14 protein-coding genes are annotated in these 20077 nt (G+C 67.9%); 9 read left to right on the plus strand and 5 right to left on the minus strand.

All coding sequences use genetic code 11. The features are described from left to right. Positions 1–14: 14 nt before the first annotated feature. The 4 genes from FFS30_RS05845 to FFS30_RS05860 are packed head-to-tail and all read right to left on the minus strand — an operon-like array spanning position 15 to position 4644. Positions 15–1010 (minus strand): spore coat U domain-containing protein, encoded by a 996-nt coding sequence (locus FFS30_RS05845; protein WP_137912135.1) that lies wholly within the window; start codon positions 1008–1010, stop codon positions 15–17. Next, positions 1007–3418 carry a fimbria/pilus outer membrane usher protein gene (locus tag FFS30_RS05850; protein ID WP_137912136.1) on the minus strand — a complete coding sequence of 804 codons (2412 nt, stop codon included), beginning with the start codon at positions 3416–3418 and terminating at the stop codon, positions 1007–1009. Before FFS30_RS05850 ends, FFS30_RS05845 begins: the two co-directional genes overlap by 4 nt. Next, entirely contained in the window at positions 3369–4112 is a 744-nt protein-coding gene (locus tag FFS30_RS05855) for a fimbria/pilus periplasmic chaperone (RefSeq protein WP_137912137.1), read from the minus strand. Before FFS30_RS05855 ends, FFS30_RS05850 begins: the two co-directional genes overlap by 50 nt. 10 nt (positions 4113–4122) lie before the next feature. Further along, entirely contained in the window at positions 4123–4644 is a 522-nt protein-coding gene (locus FFS30_RS05860; protein ID WP_171014440.1) for a spore coat U domain-containing protein, read from the minus strand. Between the two features lie 380 nt (positions 4645–5024). On the opposite strand from FFS30_RS05860, the gene FFS30_RS05865 reads away from it, so the two are divergent. The 9 genes from FFS30_RS05865 (at position 5025) to FFS30_RS05905 (ending at position 14006) form a co-directional block, all read left to right on the plus strand. Then, positions 5025–5642: a hypothetical protein gene (locus FFS30_RS05865; RefSeq protein ID WP_171014441.1), complete on the plus strand. Its 618-nt coding sequence runs from the start codon at positions 5025–5027 to the stop codon at positions 5640–5642. Beyond that, positions 5639–5836, plus strand: a complete 198-nt coding sequence (locus FFS30_RS05870) for a helix-turn-helix transcriptional regulator (protein ID WP_171014442.1) — start codon at positions 5639–5641, stop codon at positions 5834–5836. The genes FFS30_RS05865 and FFS30_RS05870 overlap by 4 nt, the downstream gene beginning before the upstream one ends. 3 nt (positions 5837–5839) lie before the next feature. Continuing rightward, complete coding sequence (locus FFS30_RS05875) at positions 5840–7408, plus strand: alpha/beta hydrolase (RefSeq protein WP_137912140.1); 1569 nt, start codon at positions 5840–5842, stop codon at positions 7406–7408. Continuing rightward, positions 7405–8151: an ATP-binding cassette domain-containing protein gene (locus FFS30_RS05880; RefSeq protein WP_137912141.1), complete on the plus strand. Its 747-nt coding sequence runs from the start codon at positions 7405–7407 to the stop codon at positions 8149–8151. The genes FFS30_RS05875 and FFS30_RS05880 overlap by 4 nt, the downstream gene beginning before the upstream one ends. Before the next feature lie 106 nt (positions 8152–8257). Then, the gene (locus FFS30_RS05885) at positions 8258–9433 is read left to right on the plus strand and encodes an ABC transporter permease (protein ID WP_137912142.1); all 1176 of its coding nucleotides are present in this window, start codon (positions 8258–8260) and stop codon (positions 9431–9433) included. A gap of 214 nt (positions 9434–9647) precedes the next feature. Further along, positions 9648–10949: a guanine deaminase gene (gene guaD, locus FFS30_RS05890; RefSeq protein ID WP_137912143.1), complete on the plus strand. Its 1302-nt coding sequence runs from the start codon at positions 9648–9650 to the stop codon at positions 10947–10949. A gap of 96 nt (positions 10950–11045) precedes the next feature. Continuing rightward, positions 11046–12200 (plus strand): glycosyltransferase, encoded by a 1155-nt coding sequence (locus FFS30_RS05895; RefSeq protein ID WP_137912144.1) that lies wholly within the window; start codon positions 11046–11048, stop codon positions 12198–12200. Beyond that, positions 12197–12991, plus strand: coding sequence for a polysaccharide deacetylase family protein (locus tag FFS30_RS05900; protein WP_171014443.1), 795 nt, complete (start codon positions 12197–12199; stop codon positions 12989–12991). Before FFS30_RS05895 ends, FFS30_RS05900 begins: the two co-directional genes overlap by 4 nt. 4 nt (positions 12992–12995) lie before the next feature. After that, on the plus strand, positions 12996–14006 hold the full coding sequence (locus FFS30_RS05905; RefSeq protein WP_137912145.1) for a lysylphosphatidylglycerol synthase transmembrane domain-containing protein: 1011 nt from the start codon (positions 12996–12998) through the stop codon (positions 14004–14006). A gap of 165 nt (positions 14007–14171) precedes the next feature. On the opposite strand, the gene FFS30_RS05910 is transcribed toward FFS30_RS05905, so the two are convergent. Further along, complete coding sequence (locus tag FFS30_RS05910) at positions 14172–19889, minus strand: DUF11 domain-containing protein (protein ID WP_137912146.1); 5718 nt, start codon at positions 19887–19889, stop codon at positions 14172–14174. Positions 19890–20077 lie beyond the last annotated feature (188 nt).

The following is a 20077-nucleotide window of genomic DNA, read 5'->3' on the forward strand; positions in this document are numbered from 1 at the left end:
CGCGCGACGCGGCGTCAGTAGTTGACGTTGACCTGGACGATGTCGCTGTAGGTATCCGGCGTCACGTCGGTGCTTCCGGTGACCTTGGCGTAGACGGTCATGCTTTGCGCCGCACCGCTGCCGGTACCGGCCATGCCGTTGCCGACCGTCGTCGTCGTCGCCGTGTTGCCCCAAACCGTGGTCAGCGCGGAATTGGAATAGAGCTGATAGGCGATCGTGTCGGTATTCGTCCCGCTGCCTTTCATCTGGCCGACGCCGGTCGTGCTCGCCGTGTTCAACGACGCCAGGCCGACGTAGTACTTCGTCCCGCTCGAACAGGTCATGCTGATCCCGGTATTGCCCGCGGGCGGAACCGTGCCCGACGGCACGCTGGTGAAGATGAGGTCGTTGGCGCTCACCGTGCAATTCTTGATCACGTTCGCAGTGACGCGGAAAGTGAAGGGGCCATTCACCGTGGTGCCGCCGCAATTCGCCGGCGCGGTCGTACCGGTCTGCTCGTTGATCGTCATCAGCGTGTCGCCGGCGCCGTAGGCGTCCACATAGCTGCCCGGCGCGACGCCGGTCTGCCCGCCGATCACGCGGCCGTACATGGTCACTGCGCCGGTGCGGGTCTGATTGGCGGGAATGGTCAGGGTGAACGCGTTCGACGACCAGCCCATTGCCGGATTTCCGCCCCAGACGTCGCTGCCCCAGACTTGGGTGTGTGCGACGTCTTCGTAGAGCTGAAACTGCAGCGTCCCGGTGCCGGACATCTGGCGCGGATTGGTCGGACCGCCGCCCGCTTCGCCGATGCTCAGGCAGATCCGCGCCGAACGCTGCGTGCCAGTGGTGTTCCTGCAACTGTAGGAAACGCTGCCGTTGACGTCGGTCTGGCTCGACAGCGGATCGACCGAAGAGAACAGCACGTCGGTCGCGCTCAGCGTGCAGGTGATGTTCTGCGCGCGCACGGCCGGCGCGGCGAACAACAGCAGGCCGAGGAGGGCGAACGCGTAGAACGGCAATTTCCTCATGGCTTTTCCTTGCGGCACGGCAGTGGCCCGATCTGCGGCACGCCGTCGCCTTCTTTGCGGTAGTCGAACTCGGCGCGGCAGGCGCCGCCCGGGCCCTGCACGTCGAGCACGTTGTGCGTTTCAAGCGTGTCGAGATAGACGATGCCATCGTAGCCGACCAGGGCCGCGTCGCCGGTCTGCCCGGCGAGGCGCACTTCGCTGCCGAGCGCGAGCGGCTTGCCCGCCGCGTCGACGAGCACGATCGTCGCCGCGCGTATCGGCGTGATGCCGAAGCGCACCAGCGTGCCGCTGCGGTCGCCCGGCGTGGCGAAGGTCTTCACCCGGTCGATGCGCACGTCGGCCGGCAGGTTCATCGGATCGATCGCAAGCTGATTGTTCTGATACGCATTGAGCGGCGTGATCAGCATGAGGCCGTTCGTGTCGGTCTTGCCGAGCACGCGGTTCTCGAGCTTGACCGGCACATCGGCGATGCCGTCGGTCGAGACCACGGCGAAGGCGTCGTCGATATGGCGCGCGGCGAACAGATGTCCGTCCATGAAGACCAGCGAGCCGGTCACGTCGGCGTAGGCATAGCGGCTGTCGCCGAGCGCGCTGACGCCAACGGAGTAGCGCCCGGCGCCGCCGAGATAATCGAGTTCGGCCTGGCCGCCGTTGCGGCCTTCGCCCGCGCTGAGGCTCGCGCGCCAGCCGATGCCGCCTTCCATCGGCGTCGACCGGCTCGCGCTGACCACGGCGGCATCGCGGCCGTTGTCGCGGCTCAGGCCCGTGCTCACCGAAGTGTTTCCGCCGAGAGCGAAGCTGAAGCTGAAGAACACGCTGCGGTCTTTGCTCGTGTCGAGGTTCTGATTCAGCGACAGGCCGAGCGAGGCGTTGCTGCCGACCGCCTTGAACCAGCTCGCGTTCGCGTAGCGCGACGCAGGCTTGCCGATTTCGCGCAGATGCAGATAGCCGACGCTGAAGCTGCCGAAGTCCGCAGTGTTGAGACCACCCTGCGCATGCGCGCTGATGCGCGGCGGCGGCGAACCGGACAGCGAGGCGACGTCGCGGTAGTTGCCCGAGGTGCGCGTGCCGCCGAGGTTGAGATAGTAGATGTCGCTGCGCCAGTCGTAATTCAGGCTGACCAGCGATCCCGCGCTGCCGTGATAGTCGCTGCGCGCGTACGCGGCGGAGACGACGCCGAAGCTGCCGATCGCGACGCTGCCGCCGGCGCCGGCGTTGCTCAGTCCGTCGCTCGTTTCGGCATGCGCCTCGGCGGTGAAGCTGTTGCTGAAGCCGTAGCGCCAGGTGCCGCTCGCCATCGGCTTGCCGGCATAGTCGAACGAACTGAGACCGTAGTTCTCGCGCACCGCGCCGAGTTCCACTGACCAGTCCGACAGCCCCTGCGCGAGCAGTTGCTGGGTGTTGTACATGGAAAAGTTCAGCGTCGTCGCGCGGCCGAGCGCGTCGGTCACGACGATCTGCGCGTTGCCGACGCCGTTGACGTTCGGCACCGCGTTGAGCTGGAACGGGCCGGCCGGCACCTGGCCGCTGTATTGCTTGACCCCGTTGATGTAGAGCTGCACGTCCGACGGCAGCGCGGCCGAGCCGAAGAACGCCGGCAGCGGCGCGGTGATGCGGTACGGCTGCAGGGCGAAGTCTGTGCCGAACTGGATGCCGCCGATGCGCGTGGCGCGCGACCACGACAGCGCGTCGGTGATCGTGTCGCCGATGCGCAGCGAGAGCATCTGCTCGGGGAACGAGGTCGTCCACGTCGTGTCGAGGCGGCGGTAGTTGTTGGTCCAGCCGCCGACGTCGTCGTGCGTCGCCTGGGCGAGCGAAGTGAAGCTCAGCACGCCGAAACGATCGAACGCGCGCAATTCGGTGAAGGCATTGACGCCCGCGGCGCCGTGTTCGCCGATGGTGCCGTAGAGATCGTAGTTGAGCAGCGCGCCGGGCGACGTGGTGACGCGCGGAACGCTGTTCTGCTGCGCATTCAGCACCGTCGAAGGCAGGTCGAGCAGGCCGAGCGGCGCGTCGATCGACAGCGCCTGGCGTCCAGCGTCGTACTTCGTCTTCACCCCGGCGAGACTGTCCACGCGCAGCGGATCGCCCGCGCCGCTCGGCAGGGTGAAGCCGAGACTGCGCAGCGCGGCCGCGCTCGCATAGATCGCGCCGTCGTGTTCGCTGAAGCGCCCGAGACCTTTGTCCGCGCCGTTGACCGTCACTTCCAGGTACAGACTCCCGCCGTCCGTATCGGCCGCCGCGTCGCCTGCGGCGTCGTAGCCCGCTATCGCCGCGGGGGCAGCCGCATCCGCCGCGCCCGTCGATACTTCGAGGGCGAAACCAAGCGAACTGAGGGAGCTGTAGAGAAGAGTGGCTTCAACGAGGCGGATCGGCCAGCGAAGCGGCTTGCGTCGCTTTTTCACCATTGACCATCGCCTCGATGTGGCCGCCTGCACTAAACGCGGCTTGTGAGATTTTCAGATTCCAGTGCACGCTGGCGCCGGGCAGCGCGTAGCCGACCAGTCCTCCCGCGAGCGTGGTGCGTTGATCGCCGGCACCGACGAGGGTCAGATCGGCGATCTGTGCATGACCGTTGCCCTGGTTGCCGAGATCGAGAGTGACGCCCTCGCCGTTGCGGCGGAATGCCCAGACCAGCTTCGGCGCGACCGCGGCCGCACCGACCGGCTCGACGAACACCGGCACTGAGTAGTGCAGGACGAAGCGCAGACCTTTCTTGACCTTGGTTTCCACCGGCAGCTCGTCGATCGCGATGCGGTAGGCATCCTCGACCGCGCCCGCACCCGACGGCGGAGCGCCGGTGCGGATCACGCGGATCAGCTGCTTCTCGCCCGGCGCGAGCTTGAGCATCGGCGGGCTGACGACGAGGCCGCGGGAGGGCGTGAGTTTTTCCTCGCCGCCCTCCTGCGTCCAGTGGAACACGCGCACCTGCGCCTGCACGTCGTTGTCGCCGCTGTTCGAGAGCCACAGACCGTCCGCGTTCTGCGTGGGCGTGAGGCTCAGCGACACCGGCGAGACTTGCAGGCCGCTCGCATGCGCACCGGCCGCCGCGGCGAAGCCGGCGAACAGCGCGATGCAGGAAAGAAAGGTACGCGTCGACATGGCTTCAGACTCAGTAGGTCACGGTGACCGCGACGACGTCGAGGTAGTCCGTCGACGGGGTGACGTCGAGCGCCGCCACTTTGCCGAACACGGTGTGCACCTGGTTGGCCGTGGCCGCGGCGAGACGGTTGCCGCTCTTCACGTTGCCGCCGGTGCCGGTGGTGTTGCCCCACACGGTGTTCGCGGCGTCCTGGAACAGCGAGTAGGCGACCAGTTCACCGGTCGTCGCGCTCTTCATGCTGCCGGTGCCGTTGGCGGTGCCGCCGTTCGCCGCCGAAGGCAGCAGGCCGATGGTGTACGGCGTGTTCTTCGAGCAGGCCACGGTGACCGAACCGTTGTTGGCGGTGATGTTGGTCGCGGTCGACGCCTGCGAGCCGAAGTCGAGGTCGGTCGTCGTCACCACCGAGCACGTCTTGGTGACGGTCAGCTTGACGTTGAACTGGCCGGTGGCCGTCGCGGCGGAAACCGACGCCGCGGCGCCGGCGAGGCCGAAGCCGGCGATAAGAGTCGCAAGAGCGAGTTTGGTCTTCATTTCGTTACTCCCGATTAGGTCGATTGAGTTGTCGTTGGTGGATCCCGCTGCGGGCGGGAGACGCTTGAACTTGCGTCTCCTCGGGGCAGGTCGCAGGCCCATCTGCAATCGCCGTGCCAATGAAATACGAATGTAAAGAAACGAAAATCGGTGTAGGTCGTCACAAATTTTCATGAGAGCTGGAACACGTTTCGCGTCGTTATGTGACGCAGTACGGCAAGTCGGCTGCACCGCAGGCAGTTTGCGAACGCGGTTTCGCCTGTGCACAGCGATGTAAAGCGTGCTTGACACCCGGAACGTCCGTCGCTACATTGCCCATGTCAAGCATGCTTTACATGTCGAATCGCCGACCGACACCCCAGCCGAGCAGACCCGCGCACGTGAACCGCAACGCCAACAGGACTTACCAGCGCCAAGTCATGATCACGATGGCGGCCTACACGCTCATCCTGATTCTGGTCTGGCCGCTCGCGCGCAGCGCGACCGAACTGCCGCAGAAAGTGCTGCTCGCGCTGACTCCGGTGCTGCCGCTGATCTACGTGATCTGGCTGATGGGCCGGCGCATCTGGACCAGCGACGAACTCGAACAACGCACCCATCTGATCGGACTCGGCGCCGCGACCGCGGTCGTGTCGCTGTACAGCCTCATCGGCGGATTCCTCGCCGCAGCCAAGGTGCTGTCGCCGTCGACGAGCGCGGCACTGCTGCTGTTCGTGTTCCCGATCCTGATGATCTGCTACGGCGGCACGCGCGTCTGGGTCGCGCGCCAGTACGGCGGCGACGCGTTCTGCGAGGACGACGAAGGCATGCCGCTCTACCTGCGCCTGCTGCTCTGCGCCGCGGTCTTCGCCGCCATCGCAGTCTGGGCGCTGCTGCAAGCCAAGGACGACATGGCGATCGGCGTCGCCAGCGGCGCCGCGGCGACGCTCGGGGTTGCCGCCGTCTTGCTCTACCTGCGCCGCCGGCGCAAGCAGCGGCGCGACGCGGCGGCCGAATGAACAACAAGGTGCGTGAACTGCGCGCCGAGCGCGGCTGGTCGCAGGGCGATCTTGCGGAAAAGCTCGATGTCTCGCGGCAGACCGTCAACGCGATCGAAACCGGCAAGTACGATCCGAGCCTGCCGCTGGCGTTCCGCATCGCCAAACTTTTTCGTCAACCGATCGAATCGATTTTCCAACCGGGGAAGGATTGAAGCATGAGCAAACGAAATCTCCTGCGCATCGCCTTGCTGCTCGCCGTTGTCGGCGTGTTTGCATGGAAGCGCTTCACTGCGGCGCCTGCGGACGGCGGCGGCGCGCGCGCGCCGGCCGCGGCGGCGATTCCGACCAACGCACGCGAGTTCAAACTCGGCGCGCTCACGTTCAAGGCCTGCGATCTGCCGCAAAAAGATTCCGGCGCAACGACCGCCGCGTACTGCGCGCCGTTCTCGGTCGCGGAGAACCGCGACGCGCCGGGCGGCCGCAAGATCGACCTCAATCTGGCTTTGATCAAGGCCGAGACCGAGCGCGCGGACAGCGACATCGTCGTCTTCCTCGCCGGCGGACCGGGCCAGGCCGCGGTCGAGACGTATCCGATCGTCGCCGGCGCGATGGCACCGCTGCGCAAGCATCATCACATCCTGCTGCTCGACCAGCGCGGCACCGGCAAATCGCATCCGCTCGACTGCGCCGCGGTGGAAGAAGCCGAAAAGCATCCCGACCACAGCGACGAGGCCGGCAGCGGCATCGATCCGCAGAAGACGCGCGAACTGATGACCCAGTGCCTCGCCGAAGTCGAAAAGAAGGCCGACCCGCGCTACTACACGACGACGGTCGCGACGCGCGATCTCGAAGACCTGCGCCAGGCGCTCGGCGCGCCGCAGTTCGATCTGGTCGGCGTTTCCTACGGCACGCGCATGGCCCAGCAGTATTTGCTGCGCTACCCGGACGGCGTGCGCAGCGTCGTGCTCGACAGCGTCGCGCCGAACGAACTCGTCTTCGGCCAGGAATTCGCGCGCAATCTCGAAGACTCGCTCAAGGCGCAGTTTGCCGGTTGCGGCAAGAACGCGGCATGCGCGAAAGCCTTCGGCGACTCGTATGCGAGCTTGAAGCAACTGCGCGACAAGCTGCGCACGCAGCCGGAAAAATACGCTTTGCGCGATCCGACCACGTTCCAGTTCAACGACATCCGCATGAGCGCGAATCGCCTGATCGGCCTCGTGCGCATGTTCGCCTACAAACCGGAAACCGCCGCGCTGCTGCCGCTGTCGATCGCCGAAGGACTCAAGGGCAACTACGCGCCGCTGGCCGGGCAGAGTCAGCTGCTGCTCAACGACATGTCCGGCACGATGAACGGCGGCATGTCGGCGTCGGTGATCTGCGCCGAGGACGCCGCCCTGATCAAGCCCGATCCGAACGACGCCGACACCTTGCTCGGCACCACGCTCACCGACGGCATCGCCGCGCAATGCGCGGTCTGGCCGCACGGTGCGATGCCGGCCGATTTCCACGCGCCGCTCAAGTCCGACAAGCCGATCCTCGTCCTCGGCGGCGAGTTCGATCCGGTCACGCCGCCGCGCTACGGCGAGCAGGTGATGAAAGGATTCACCAACGCCAAGCTGATCGTCGCGCGCGGCCAGGGCCACGGCGTCATGGGCCTCGGCTGCATTCCGAAGCTGGTCGGCGAGTTCGTCGAAAAGCTCGATCCGAACACGCTCGACGCGAAATGCGTCGACGCGCTCGGCCCCACCCCCGCCCTGATCAACTTCAACGGAGCCGCGCCATGATCGAACTGAAGAATCTGCGCAAGACCTTCGGCAGCGGCGAGAAGAAAGTCGTCGCCGTCGACGGCGTCAGCTTCCTCGCACGCGACGGCGAGATCACCGGCCTGCTCGGTCCGAACGGCGCCGGTAAGACGACGACGCTGCGCTGCCTCTACACACTGATGCAGCCGGAGTCGGGCCAAGTGCTCGTCGACGGTGTCGACGCGGCGAGCGATCCGCTCAGCGTGCGCCGCAACCTCGGCGTGCTGCCCGACGCGCGCGGCCTGTACAAGCGCCTGACCTGCCGCGAGAACATCGCCTACTTCGGCCAGCTCCACGGCCTCGACGCGGCGACGATCCGCACGCGTACCGACGCCGCGGTGCGCGCGCTCGAAATGGAAGACATCGCCGACCGCCGCACCGAGGGTTTCTCGCAGGGCCAGCGCGTCAAGACCGCGATTGCGCGCGCGCTGATCCACGATCCGAAGAACGTGATCCTCGACGAGCCGACCAACGGCCTCGACGTGATGGCGACGCGCGCGATGCGCGTCTTCCTCAAGCAACTGAAAAACGAAGGCCGCTGCGTGCTGTTCTCCAGCCACATCATGCAGGAGGTCGCCGCGCTGTGCGACCGCATCGTCGTCATCGCCAAGGGCCGCGTCGTCGCCGACGAATCGCCCGACGCACTGCGCGCGCAAACCGGCGAAGCGAATCTCGAAGACGCGTTCGTCAAACTGATCGGCACCGACGAGGGACTCGCCGCATGAGCGTGAGCCTTCGCACGTCCGCCCCGTCGCCGCAAACCCCATCGCCCTTCCCTCATCCGGCGCTACGCGCCACCTTCTCCCGCGCGGAGAAGGAAGGAGCAAACGCATGAAATCCGCTCTGATCGTTTTTCTCAAAGAAGTCCGCGAGAACCTGCGCGACCGCCGCACCCTGATCAACACCCTGCTCACCGGTCCGCTGCTCGGGCCGCTGGTGTTCGTGCTGCTGATCAACACCCTGGTGACGCGCGAACTCAACAAGGCCGACGCGCCGCTCAAGCTGCCAGTGATCGGCGCCGAACATGCGCCGAATCTGATCGAAGCGCTCAAGCAGCAGCGCATCGAAATCCTGCCGGGCCCGGCCGATGCCGAGCGTGCGGTGCGCGAGCAGGACGCCGACGTCGTGCTGCGCATCCCGCCGCAGTACGCCGAGAACTGGGACAAGGGCCAGCCCGCGCAGGTCGAGATGATCCTCGATGAATCGCAACGCGATTCGAGCGCCGCGGTGCGCCGCGTGCAGGCCACGCTCGAAGCCTACGGTCAGCGCACCGGCGCACTGCGCCTACTCGCGCGCGGCCTGTCGCCGAGCGTGATGAAGCCGGTCGTGGTTGCCGAGCGCGATCAGTCCACGCCGCAGAGCCGCTCGGGCACGCTGTTCAGCATGCTGCCGTACTTCTTCATTCTCGGCACCTTCCTCGGCGGCATGGCGCTCGCGATCGACACGACCGCGGGCGAACGCGAACGCCAGTCGCTCGAACCGCTGCTTGCCAATCCGGTTTCGCGCGGGCAAGTTCTGATCGGCAAACTCGCGGCGACGACCGCGTTCGCGATGACCACGACCCTGCTCAGCATCCTCGCTTTCTCGGTCGCCGGGCATTTCCTGCCGACCGACCGCATCGGCATGGAACTCGACATCGGCGCCGGCTTCGCCGCACGCGTGCTGTTCGTCATGCTGCCGCTCGCCGTGCTTCTCGCCAGCCTGCAGACCATGGTCGCCGCGTTCGCCAAGAGCTACCGCGAAGCGCAGACCTATCTGTCGCTGCTGATGTTCGTGCCGGTGATCCCGACGATGATGCTGAGCATCCTGCCGTTCAAGCCGCAGATGTGGATGTACGCGGTGCCGCTGATGGGCCAGCAGGTTGCGATCACGCGCCTGCTGCGCGGCGAGATGGTCGCGCCGCAAGCGCTACTGCTGTGCTTTGCCTGCACCGCGCTCGCCGCGCTCGTCGTCTACTTCGTCACCGCGCACATCTACCGCAACGAGCGCCTGGCGATCTCGGCCTGAGCGCGCGATGCACGCGCGTCTCCGCCTGCCTTGAGCGGCAGGCGGAGACGCGCCGCCGCGACGCTCGCCGCCGATACGCCGCACCAGGTCGAAAAGTTTTCGCGTTCGCGGCATATCCGCCGGGCATAATCCACGCCGCGATCCGGCACAGCGCGATGCTTCGGCGCGCGCCGCGCAGCGATTGCAACGTTCGGGATTATTCCAGGAGAAGTACATGGCAACGGCCATTCGCGGCGCCTTCCTCAGCTACACCGGCAATCCGTTCAAGGACGACGCCGAATCGACCTATCGCCACGAAACCGATGGGCTGATCGTCATCGATGCGGGCAAGATCGTCTATGCCGGCGCCTGGGACGCGAGCCGCGTTCCGGCCGGAGTGACACCCGAGCATCATCGCGACGGCCTGATCGTGCCGGGCTTCGTCGATGCGCACGTGCACTATCCGCAGACTCCGATGGTCGGCGCCTACGGCAAGCAGTTGCTCGACTGGCTCAACAAGTACACTTTCGTCACCGAGCAGCGTTACCACGACAAGGATTTCGCGCGCCGCATCGCGAAGATCTTCCTGCGTGAGCAGTTGCGCGCGGGCGTGACCACGCCGGTCACCTACGCGACCGTGCATAGCGAATCGGTCGATGCCTACTTCGAAGAAGCCGAAGCGCTCGGCCTGCGCACCGGCACGGGCAAGGTGCTGATGGACCGCAACGCGCCGCAGGCGTTGCTCGACACGGCGCAGACCGGCTACGACGAGTCGAAAGCGCTCGCCGCGCGCTGGCATGGCCGCGGCCGCCTGTTCTACGTGGTCACGCCGCGCTTCGCGCCGACGAGCACGCCGCAACAGCTCGAAGCGGCCGGCGCGCTGTACAAAGAAATCCCCGGCGTCTACATGCAGACGCATCTTTCGGAAAACCAGAACGAAGTGCAGTGGGTCACCGAGCTGTTCCCCGATGGCAAAAACTATCTCGACGTCTACGACCGCTACGGCCTCGTCGGCCCGCGCGCGCTGTTCGGCCACGCCGTGCATCTGGTCGAAGCGGAATGGAAACGCCTCGCTGAATCGGGCGCCGCCGTCGTGCATTGCCCGACCTCGAACCTGTTCCTCGGCTCGGGCCTGTTCAATCTCGAACGTGCGCTGGTGTCGAGCAACCCGGTGCGCACCGCGCTCGGCTCCGACGTCGGCGGCGGCACCAGCCTGTCGCCGCTGATCACCCTCAACGAGGCCTACAAGATAGCGCAACTGCGTGGCTTTCCGCTCTCCGCGCATCAGGCTTTCTATCTCGCCACGCTCGGCTCGGCGCGCGCGATCTACCAGGATGCCCACATCGGCAGCATCGAAGCCGGCAAGGACGCCGACCTCGCCGTGCTCGACTTCGCCGCGACGCCGCTGCTCGCCGAACGCCAGTCCTACGCGCAGACGCTCGAAGAACAACTCTTCGTGCTGATGACGCTCGGCGATGACCGCGCGATCAAGGCAACCTACGTCGCTGGGCGCAAGGTCCACGCGCGCGACGCCTGATCCGGCGCGCGACAGCGCGCCCGCGTAATACGTTTGTCACAGCGCCCCCGTTATCGTGCCGCCACTTCCACGGCGCCGCGGCACGGGTGCGCATCGATGCATATCGCCGACATCACCTTGTTCTTCGCACCGCACTCCGGCGGCGTGAAGCGCTATCTGTTGGCCAAGCATCGGCACTTGGCCGGACGCACCGGCGTGCGCCACAGCCTGCTCGTGCCGGGCACGACGACGGCCGAGATCGAGCCCGGCGTGTACGCGCGCGCCGAGTGGAGCATCCCGTGCGCGGGCGGCTATCGCGTGCCGCTGCGGCGCTCGCTCTGGCGCCGCGCGCTCGTCGAGCTCAAAGCCGACGTGATCGAAGTCGGCGATCCCTATCATCTCGCCTGGACCGCGCTCGACGCGGCGCGCGAATGCGGCGCGATGACCGTCGCGTTCGCCCACTCCGACCTGCCGCGCATGATCGCGAGCCGCTTCGGCCGCTTCGCCGGACGCGCCGCCGATGCCTACCTGCGCCGGCTCTATTCGCGCTTCGATCTGGTCCAGGCGCCGAGCCGCCTGATCGCGCAGCGCCTGCGCGACAGCGGTATCGCGCGCATCGTCGTGCAGCCGCTCGGCGTCGATGCGGACCTGTTTCATCCGTCGCGGCGCGACGCGGCATTGCGCACGGAACTCGGCCTCGGCGACGACGTGCACCTCTCGATCTTCGCCGGACGTATGGCGCGCGAGAAGGACGTGCCGCTGCTGCTGCGCACCTTCGCCCGGCTTGGGCCGCGGCATCACCTGATCCTCGTCGGCGGCGAGAAGCGCAGCGCGCTGTCGGCCAACGCGACGATGCTCGCCTACGAGCAGGATCCCGCGCGCCTCGCGCGCCTGCTCGCGAGCGCCGACGCGCTCGTGCATGCGGGCGCACTGGAAACTTTCGGCCTCATCGTCGTCGAAGCGATGGCCTGCGGCCTGCCGGTGATCGGCGTGCGCGCGGGCGCGCTGCCCGAGCTGATCGACGACCAGGTCGGCGCACTCGCCGAAGCCGGCGACGTCGATTCGCTCTGCGCGGCGATCGAAAAAGTCTACGCGGGCGACGTCGCGCGGCTCGGCCGCCAGGCACGCCTGCGCGTCGAGCGCCGCTACGCCTGGACCAGCGTGTTCGACCTGCAGCTCGAACGCTACGCACGCCTGCTGCGCACGCGCACGCATCCGTCGCTCGGCGTCGAGCACGCGTCCGAACCGGCCGACGCGCCGAGCCCGCCGTGAGCGCACAACTCTGCATTGCCCTGCACGACGTGGCGCCGGCAACGTGGCCGCAATGCGCGCGCCTGCTCGAACTCGTCGATGGACTCGGCGCACCGCCGTTGACCTTGCTCGTCGTGCCCGACTGGCACGACCGCGGCCGCATCGATGCGGCGCCCGACTTTCTGCGCGCTATCGATGCGCGCATCGCGCGCGGCGACGAGGTCGCTCTGCACGGTTATCGCCATCGCGACGACGCGCCCGCGCCGCGCTCGCCGGCCGCGTGGCTGCGCCGCCGTGTACTGACCGCGGGCGAAGGCGAATTCGCCGAACTCGGCGAAGAAGATGCGCATGCGCGTCTCTGCGCCGGGCTCGACCTGCTGCGCGGCCGCGGCTGGACCGTCGACGGCTTCGTGCCGCCGGCGTGGCTCGCCGGCGCGGGCACGCGGCGCGCACTGCGCCGCACGAACCTGCGCTGGACATCGACGCATACCACGCTTGTCGCGCTCGACGGCGGCAGCGAAACGCGCATCGCCGCACCCTGCCTGACCGCATCGCCGCGCTCGGCGTGGCGACGCGCAGCGAGCCGCGCGTTCCTGCGCACCGGCCTGCGCTGGACCGCGCGTGCGCCGTTGCTGCGCGTCGGCCTGCATCCGGCCGATGCCGAACATGCCGACCTCGTCGCCTGCTGGCGCGACGTATTCGGCGCACTGTTGCGCGATCGCACGGCGTTGACCAAGTCGCGGGTCGTTGCCGCCGTGGTCCGCGATCGCGCCAATCCGGAGGCCGCCGTCTCCGGCGGCGCAGCAGGTTAAGCCCATGCGCCGCGCCGGCACTTTCCTGATCTTCGTCGCCCTCGTCGTCGCGCTGATCGTGCCGATCTGGCTCGGCGGACGTCATGCGCTGTTCACCAGTTTCGATCTGCCGACTCACGCGTATCTGTACATGCTCGTACTCGTGCTGTTCGGCTGGGCGATGCGCGCGCTCAAGCAGTGGCTGCTGATCCAACGGCTCGGATTGCGCGTCGGCATCTGGCGCAACTTCGCCATCTCGCTCGCCACCGACTTCGCGTTTCTCGCCACGCCGGGCGGTGTCGGCGGCTATGCGGCCGGCATCTACTACATGCGCGGCATCGGCGCCTCGTATGCGCAGGCGACCGCGATCTCGGCCGCCGACCAAGTGCTCGACCTGATGTTCTTCGCGATCGCGATGCCGGTCGCCGCGCTGTGCCTGTCGCAGACTGCCGAGCTATCGCCGCTGCTCGCCCACGGCGCCGCGTTCGGCGGCATCGGCGCGCTCGCCCTGCTCGTCGTCCTCGTGCTCGCGCGACGGCCGCTCGGCGCGTGGTTCTTCGGCCCGCGCGGACCGATCGAGCGCATCGGCTTTCTGCGTCGGCGCCGCGAAACCCTGCGCGGTTTCGTCAACAACGTGCTCGCGCAGACCCAGGTGCTGATGCGCGGCTCGCCTGCCTACTTCGCCCTCGCGTTCGCCTCGACCGCAGTGCAGTGGCTCGCGCGCTACGGCGTGCTCTGGCTGATCCTCGCCGAACTCGATGCCTACGTGCCGTTCTCGCTCGTGCTGCTGTTGCAGGGCGTCGTCCTGCACGTCGCGCAATGGACCGGCATGCCGGCCGGCGGCGGCGGTGCCGACCTCGGCCTCGCCGCGACGCTCGCGCCGTTCGTCTCGACCACGGCGATCGCGAGCGCCTTGCTGCTCTGGCGCATCGCGACCTTGTACCTGAGCCTTCTCGCCGGCGTGATCTCGATCGCGATGCTGCGCCTGCGCAGCAAGCGACGCGGACTGACGCAGATCGGCCCCGATCAGGCCTGAGCACCGCGACGACGCCAGGCCCTCGCCGACCCGACTCCGCTTAGACCGCGCGATGAGCGCCTTGGAAACCCTGCGTGACCGCCCCCCAAAAAAAGAACCGGCGGCTAGGGGGGTGCCGCCGGGTCAGCTTCCTTGCTGAACTCTTCGTGCTTATGCGAAACGCGCTCAGCGCCGACGCCGGGCCTGCTCGGCTCGGCGCCGCACCGACAGCAGCATTACCAGCGCCATGAGGATCAAGGTCCAGGTCGTCGTCGCCGGCACCTTGGCGATATCGGCAGGAGGACCGGGATCATCGACCGTACCCGTTACCGCCGCCGTGCACGGCGGCGTCTGCCCGTTCGCGCAGGTGCCCTCTGCGGGCGGCGTGACGCTGGCGATATTCGTAACGCTTTGCGGCGGCGTCGCTTCGACCTGCGCGCTGATCGCATAGATCAGGCTCGATCCGGCCGGGAAGGTCGCGATCGTCGCGTTGATCGCGCCGCTGCCGCTCGCACTCGGGCATTGTGCGCCGCCGCTTGCGCTGCAGGTCCAGCTCGCACTGGCGATGCCGAGCGGCAACGGATCGCTGACGCTGCTGCCCGACGCATCGACCGTGCCGCTGTTGCGCACGGTGACGACGTAGCCGACGTTGCCGCTCGGTTCGAGCACGGTGCTGCTTGCGCTCTTGGCGATATCGACCTGGGCCTTCGCCGCCGGCGTGGTCACCGTCGACGTGCATGGCGGCGTCTGCCCGCCCGCGCATGTGCCGCCGCCCGGCGGAGTGACCGACGCGACGTTGACGATATTCGCCGGCGGATTCGCCGCGACCGTCGCGGTCACCGTGTAGACCAGGCTCGATCCGGCCGGGAACACGGCCAGCGTCGCATTGATCGCACCGCTGCCGCTCGCCGCGGGACATTGCGCACCGCCGTTCGCCGTGCAAGTCCAGGTCGCGCTCGCGATGCCTGCGGGCAGCGGATCGGCGAGCGTCGCTCCTGCGGCGTCGGCACTCCCGACATTACTCGCCGTGACCGTGTAGGTGATCGTACCGCCGGCCGTCGCGCTCGTCGCCGTCGTGGTCTTGCTGATCGCGACGGTCGGCGCAACCGGGGTCGTCACCTTGGACGTGCACGGCGGCGTCTGGCCACTCGCGCAGGTGCCGCCGCCGGGCGGAGTGACCGACGCGACGTTGACGATATTTGCCGGCGGATTCGCCGCGGCGGTTGCGGTCACCGTGTAGACCAGGCCCGATCCGGCCGGGAACACGGCCAGCGTCGCGCTGATCGCACCGCTGCCGCTCGCCGCGGGACATTGCGCACCGCCGTTCGCCGCGCAGGTCCAGGTTGCGCTCGCGATGCCCGCAGGCAGCGGATCGGCGAGCGTCGTGCCGGCGCCGTCGACGGCGCCGAGGTTGGTCGCCGCCACCGTGTACACGATCGTGCCGTTGGCCGCGACGCGCGTCGCCGAGGTCGTCTTCGACACGCCGACGACCGGCCCGGGCGGCGTGATCGCTGTTGACGTGCACGGCGGCGCCTGGCCGTTGGCGCAGCCGCCGCCGTTCGGCGGTGTCGTCGTCGCAACGTTGACGATGCTCGCCGGCGGCGTGGCGCTGACCGTCGCGGTGATCGTGTAAGTCAGGCTCGCTGCGGAAGCGAACGGCGCGGCGACGGTTTCGTCGAGCGCGCCGCTGCCGCTCGCGTGCGGGCACTGCACGCCGCCCGAGGCGGCGCAGGTCCAGCTCGCCGCGGTGATACCGGCCGGCAACGGATCGCTGATGCGCGTGCCGCCTGCGTCAACCGTGCCGGCGTTGCTCACGACCACGCTGTAGGTCAGCGTGCCGCCCGCGGGCACGACGGTCTGCGTCGTGCTCTTGCGGATGTCGATCAGCGGCGTCACCGGCGTGGTGACGGTGGCGTTGCACGGCGGCGCGCTTCCGTCCGCGCAGGCGCCGCCGCCGGGCGGGGTCACCGTCGCGACGTTGACGATGTTCGCCGGCGGATTCGCCGCGACCGTCGCGGTGACCGTGTAGACCAGGTTCGATCCGACCGGGAACGCCGCGATCGTCGCATTGATCGCACCGCTGCCGCTCGCGCTCGGACATTGCGCGCCGCCGTTCGCCACGCAGGTCCAGGTCGCACTCGCGACACCTGCCGGCAGCGGGTCGGCCAGCGTCGCGCCCGCCGCATCGACGACGCCGGTATTGCTCGCCGTCACCGTGTAGACGATCGTGCCGTTCGGCGCGACGCCGGTCGCCGTCGTGATCTTGGCGATGCCGACCTGCGGCTTGGGCACATAGGCGTTGCTCGCGGTCAGCGCCAGGCTCGCCGCCGAAGCGACACTGAGATTCTGCAGCGCGCCCGGATTGGACAGGACGAAGTTCGGATCGCCGCCCGACTCGACGATGTCGTAGTGGCACGCGGTGCTGCCGTCGCCCTGCACGGGCGGCACGTTGGCGAAGCTGCCGGTCGCACCGGCCGCGAGCACGAGTGGATTCGGCGTCACGCCGGCGACGGAACAGCCGTCGGTCGGCGTCAGGGTGAAGCTCCACTGCGCGCCCGCTGCGGGCGTGCCGCCACTGGTCTGCTTGGTCAGCGCGATACTGCCCGGCGCAACGACGGTGAGATCGCCATAGGTAAAGCACGGATTCTGATTGTTCGCGCAGGCCACCGGACCGCCGCCGACGTCGGCCTGCAGGATCGCGTTGCGGTACTGCCCCGTCGCGCTCGCGACGAGCTGATAGGTGACGTCGCAGTAGGCGTTGGCCGGCACGCTGATCGCGCTCAACTGGGTCTGGTCGTTTGCCGTGCCCGCGATCGTCGTGTTCGAGCCAAGCGCGCAGCCCGCCGCGGAATTCGCCGCGAGCGCCACGCTGCCGGGCACGATCTGCCAGGTGGCGTTCGGCGGCGCGAGATAGCCTTGCGGCACCACGCCGTTCGGATAACCGCCGCTCGGATTGATGCGGTCGAGCACGTCGATATTGCCGATCGCGCCGGCCGTCGTGTTGAGCACGCGCACCGTCGCCGTGACCGGCTGGCCGATCGTCGCGGTCGCCGGCGCGATCGACTTCACCACGGCCGAGGCCGGCACACCGACGATCGTCGCACTCGCGTCGCCGACGTTGGTCGCGCCTTCGCTCGTGGTCACCGTGCCGCCCGCGATGACGTTGGTCACCGGCGCGTTCGCCGTGGTCAACTGCACGTCGACGCTGATCGTGCACGAGCCGCTCGGCGCCAGCACGATGCCGGCGACCGACAGCACCGGCGGCGTCGCGCTCGACAGGCTCGCGTTCGCCGGTGCACCCGTGCTGCCTGCGCTACAAACCACTTGGACGTTCGGATTCGCCGCGGCGATCAGCCCGGCCGGGAACGCGTCCTGGAACGACACGTTGTTGAGCGTCGCGCCGTTGGCGGTCTGCGGATTGGCGACGACGATGCTCATGCTCGTGGTTTCGCCCGCGGTGACGGTCGCCTGTGCGAACGACTTCGACACGGCGATGCTCAGGTCGCCGACCGAAAGTGTGGCCGTGTTCGAGGACTGTGTGTTCGAGATGCCCTGATCACTGCTCATGCTGCCCGCAACGATCTGGTTCGGATAATTCGCCGACTGCGGCTGCCCGGCCGCTTGCTGCACGTACACGTCGAGCACGCAGGTGCCCGGGTTGACCGGCGATCCGGTCGCGGCAGGCACGCCCGCGTTGGCGATGGTCAGCACGGTCTGGCCGTTGACTACGTCCGAACTCAGGCTCGCCGCGCCGCAGTCGGCCGAGAACGCCGGGCTGCCGTTGCCGGCGAGGACCAGGCCCGCGGGCAGCGGGTCCTGGTAGCTGACGCCGGTCAGCGGCATCGCGTTGACGTTGGTCAGGGTGATCTTGAGATCGGCGACGCCGTTCGGCGCGACCGTGGTCGGATAGAACGACTTGCGGATCGTCACGCCGTCATTGACCACCAGGGTGACGCCGTCGGACGGCCCGGCGGAAAAGCCGACGTTGTTCGCGGCGAGGACGCCGGTCACGCTGTCGGCGCCGAGCGCGTCGTGATAGGTGCCGAGCGAGTCGGTGATCGGCGCGGTCGCATCGATGTAGACCGGAAAGCTGATCACGCAGGTGCCCGGATTGATGCTGCCGTCGGACTGCGCCGCGGCCGCCGGCACGCTCGTGTTGGCGAACTGCAGATTGAGCGTCGTCGCCGTCGATCCCGTCGCGGTCACCGTGCCGAGGCTGCAGGTCTGCGCCGTCGTGTTCGCATATGCGCCGTAGGTGACGTTCTGTGCGACCGTGGCCGGATCGATGCGCAGCGAACGCCCGGCGATGTTGGTGAAGCCGGCCGAGTCGAGCACGTCGCTCAAGGTCGCCAGATTCAGCGCGCTCGTGGTCAGCGTGTTCTCGACCGCGACGAAGACATAGGCTACTTCCTGCGTCGCCGGAGCGGCCGGCCGGGTCACGCGCAAATAAGTGTTGAACGGCGGATTGCCCGGCATCCACGGCGCGGTCGACAGGCGCTTGTACAGGTTCGGCTTGTAGTTGCCCGGGCCGCCGCCGTTCGAGATCGTGTTGACCGAAAGCGTGGCCGACGCGGCATTGCCGTTGCTCGTCGGCGTGGTGCCGTTGGCGCCGCCGGTGCCGGTCACCGTGTTGACGCCGAGCTGGTTGACGTAGGCGCCGGCCGTGCTGCCGCGCACCCAGACGACGATCTGGCAGCTGCCGTTCGCCGCGATGCTGCCGCTCGCGACATCGAGCGCGCCGGCGCCGTCGGTCACGTTGGCGTGATTGAAGTTGCACGAGTCGGACACCACCGGTGCGCTGCCGCCCGCGGAGGCGTCGAGGACGAAACCGGGGCCGCCCGGAAAGGCGTCGTTGAACGCGAGATTGCTGACCGGATACTGGGTCGGGTTGCTGATCTGGATCGTCATCGTCGTCGGCGAACCGTCGACGAAGACGTTGCCCGCGGCGAAGCTCTTCGTCACCGACAACTGATTCTGCACGCTCAGCGTCGCGTTGATCGGCGACGTGTTCGCTGCCGCGGCGCCGCGCTGGCTGCTGGTTACCGCGCCGACCGGAATCGTATTGACCGCATTGCCGGTCGACGCCGGCGCCTGCACGCCGACGACAACGGTGCAGGTCGCGCCGGCCGCGAGCGTCGCGCCGGTGATGCCGACACTGGACGCGCCTGAGGCGGCGGAGAGCGTCGCACCGCCGCAGCCGGTCGCGCTCGGCGCGGGTGTGGACAGCAGGGTCATGCCGTTCGGCAGCGCATCGGTATAGGCGACGCCATCCATGGCGAAATTGTTCGGGTTGGCGATATTGATCGTCAGCGTGACCGGGCCGCCGGTCGCGCTCGTCGACGGCGAGAAGTTCTTGTTGCCGTTGAGTGGCGCCATGTTCTGCACGGTCAGGCTGTTGCTCGCGCTCGTCGCCGCGTTGACCTGATTGCCGCCGACCGACGCCGAGACCGCGGTCGGTGCGAGCGTCGTCGGATAGGTCTGTCCCGCCGAGGCATAGCTCGTGACGAGATACTTGACCACGCAGACGCCGGCCTGGCCGGCGTTGATGCCGGGCACGCTGCCGCCGCCGAGACCGTAGCTGCCGCCTGACGGGCCGCCGTTGCCGGACGGCGTGCCGCCGCAATTCGGTTCGCCGGAAGGCCCGGTGCCGCTGCCGTAACCGACGATCTGTAAACCGGCCGGCAAGGTCGAGTCGATCGCGAGAGCGCTGGCGGCCGCCGAATTGTTGTTGACCACGTAAATCGTCATCACCGCCGCGTCGCCCGGCGCGATGACATTGGGATCGAAAGCCAGATTCGTGATCAGGGGGTTCTGCGCCTGCGCGGCGAACGAAGCGGAAAGACCGGAAATGCTGAAAAGAAGCGCGCAAAGGCCACGCGCCAAGCCGCGATCGACAGAAAACATCGAGCCACCTCGGCAAGATCAAAGGAAATTAATGTGATTTCTATCACAAAAATAATGTGAATCAAATCACATTTTCTCGATCCACAGAAAAAGCCAGGGCAAGGCGCGGCCGGAGCGGCGGCCGGAAATCGTGGCGGATTTTTGCGCTGGCGCGGGGCCGGGCGGCGGTTTCAGGGGAGTTCGCGCCG

The organism is Rudaea sp. 3F27F6, from assembly GCF_005503555.1.
Taxonomy (GTDB): Bacteria; Pseudomonadota; Gammaproteobacteria; order Xanthomonadales; family Rhodanobacteraceae; genus Rudaea.